This is a genomic window from Pseudoalteromonas sp. T1lg88 (assembly GCF_002964765.1).
Classification (GTDB): domain Bacteria; phylum Pseudomonadota; class Gammaproteobacteria; order Enterobacterales; family Alteromonadaceae; genus Pseudoalteromonas.
The window spans coordinates 1-1261 of the sequence record NZ_PQCF01000011.1 but is presented as its reverse complement, the minus strand read 5'-3'; the positions used below and the strand labels follow the sequence as shown (position 1 = coordinate 1261).

The 1261-nt window shown below is 47.7% G+C and carries 2 protein-coding genes; both read left to right on the top strand.

The genetic code is table 11. The annotated features are described in order from the left end of the window. The first annotated feature begins 65 nt into the window (after window positions 1–65). Entirely contained in the window at window positions 66–377 is a 312-nt protein-coding gene (locus C2M34_RS06045) for a transposase (protein WP_199878779.1), read from the top strand. Continuing rightward, on the top strand, window positions 332–1231 hold the full coding sequence (locus tag C2M34_RS06040; protein WP_105258318.1) for an IS3 family transposase: 900 nt from the start codon (window positions 332–334) through the stop codon (window positions 1229–1231). The genes C2M34_RS06045 and C2M34_RS06040 overlap by 46 nt, the downstream gene beginning before the upstream one ends. The last annotated feature ends 30 nt before the right edge of the window (window positions 1232–1261 follow it).

The window sequence follows — 1261 nt, the reverse complement described above, 5'->3', positions numbered from 1 at the left end:
GCGTTATGTAGAGGACTTACCCAAAAAAAGTAGACACCTTCTATAGTTAGAAAAAGAGGTGTCTCATGACTAAAAAGAAAAGAACCCAGGCCTATACCGAAGAATTCCGTCGCGAAGCAGTACGTCGTGCGGAATTACCGGGTAATACCAATAAATCAGTCGCCGAAGAACTGGGGATCAGCGCCCAGCAAATCTATAACTGGCGCAGGCAATTCAACCGTCTTTCCGACAAGCAATTTAATACCGTTCAAGGCGTCGATTACTCGAAACATGAAAGCGAGGAGTTACGCCGTCTTAAGCGTGAGCTGCACGACCTGAAAGAGGAAAATGAATTCTTAAAAAAGGCAGCCGCGTACTTTGCGAAAAGCCAGGAGTAAAGTACGCGCTGATTGCGCAGTATGTAGGCCAGTTCCGGATCACCTTGATGTGTAAAGCATTGAAGGTTTCACGCTCTGGCTTCTATCGTTATTTAAACCGAAAGCCGAGCTATAAAGCACAGAAACACGCTGAGCTGGCCCATCATGTGAAAGAGACGTATGAGGTTTTTAAGGCTCGCTACGGCGCGCCCAGGATAACATATGAACTAAATGCCAGTGGTGTTCGATGTAGCCTCAACACTGTTGCTAAAATCATGCAAGAACTAGCTCTCAAGGCAAGAAACGGCAAGGCGTTCCGTTATAGTCACAGCAGCTATTCAAGCTCGAATGTAGAAGAGAATGTGCTTGCCCAGCGGTTCACCACAGAGCATGCCAACAGGAAATGGGTATCAGATATCACCTATATCCGTGTTCGCGGCCAGTGGCTTTACCTAGCCGCGGTGATGGACCTGTTCTCCAGGGCGATTGTGGGTTGGGCATTAGACACGTCGATGACGGTCAAGCTGATTTCCGATGCTTTCAACATGGCACTGGCCCGCAGGGAGGTTAAACCGGGTTTGATGCTTCACTCAGATAGAGGCGTGCAGTACCGTGCGGTGGCCTATCAGGATTTAGTGCGTTCATCGGGCGCGATAATAAGCATGAGCCGAAAGAGCAATTGCTGGGATAATGCGGTGATGGAATCCTTCTTCAGTCGCCTCAAAGTTGAGCTGATTTATGCCGAGAAATTCCACTCGATACAACACGTTAAATCCTGTATGTTTGAATACATTGAAATATTTTATAACCGCAAACGACGTCACTCTGCGTTAGGCTATCTCAGCCCGCTGGAGTATGAGCAACGGTTTGCGTAATAACCTGTCTACTTTTGATGGGGAAGACCA

What these genes read in the sequence shown, in the direction of transcription:
- C2M34_RS06045 (WP_199878779.1), top strand. Translation starts at nt 66, where the DNA reads ATGACTAAAAAGAAAAGAACCCAGGCCTATACCGAAGAATTCCGTCGC.